General features: G+C 38.9%; 1 protein-coding gene. It reads left to right on the top strand.

The window, feature by feature from the left end; genetic code table 11:
• The first annotated feature begins 97 nt into the window (after positions 1 to 97).
• Positions 98 to 532: a tetratricopeptide repeat protein gene (locus ABD892_RS10095; RefSeq protein ID WP_345195497.1), complete on the top strand. Its 435-nt coding sequence runs from the start codon at positions 98 to 100 to the stop codon at positions 530 to 532.
• The last annotated feature ends 51 nt before the right edge of the window (positions 533 to 583 follow it).

Here is a 583-nt window from a genome sequence, read left to right on the forward strand (position 1 = left end):
AATTCCGAGACTGGCAAATATTATCGAATACGCCTCATGCTGGCTGCCATGTGGTCTGCACAGGAGTTTTTGAGTACTTACTTACTTTTTGATGGTCATGTATTCAGGTGATTCATACAAAGAGTCATTTTCTGTTCTTGATAAAATAATAAAAGATTTAAAAGAATACAGTCCAAGAATTGGGTTTTCTGTTGAGGGAGCATTTCATAGAAGTGAGGATGCATTGACAGAGAAACCAAAAACGCCATATGAGCTATACAAGCAAGGGGCTGATAAAGGTGATAAAATTGCTCAATATAATCTTGCTCGTCTTTATGAAAATGGTAATGGTGTTATTAAAGACTACCAAAAAGCATTTTATTGGTATGAAAAATCTGCCTCTCAAGGTTTTGCTTTGGCTCAGTATAATTTTGCCCATATGTACGATATTGGTAAAGGAATCCCTCAAAACTTCAAAAAAGCTGCATATTGGTATGAAAAAGCAGCCAAGCAAAATTATCTCCTGATTACCACTGTGGCTCAGCCAGCTTGAGAAGCCTTGCTGGCATGGGGCAGGTTCGCGCAGCCATGTAACCCAGCCTTG

This window comes from Kistimonas scapharcae (assembly GCF_039540975.1).
Taxonomy (GTDB): Bacteria; Pseudomonadota; Gammaproteobacteria; order Pseudomonadales; family Endozoicomonadaceae; genus Kistimonas; species Kistimonas scapharcae.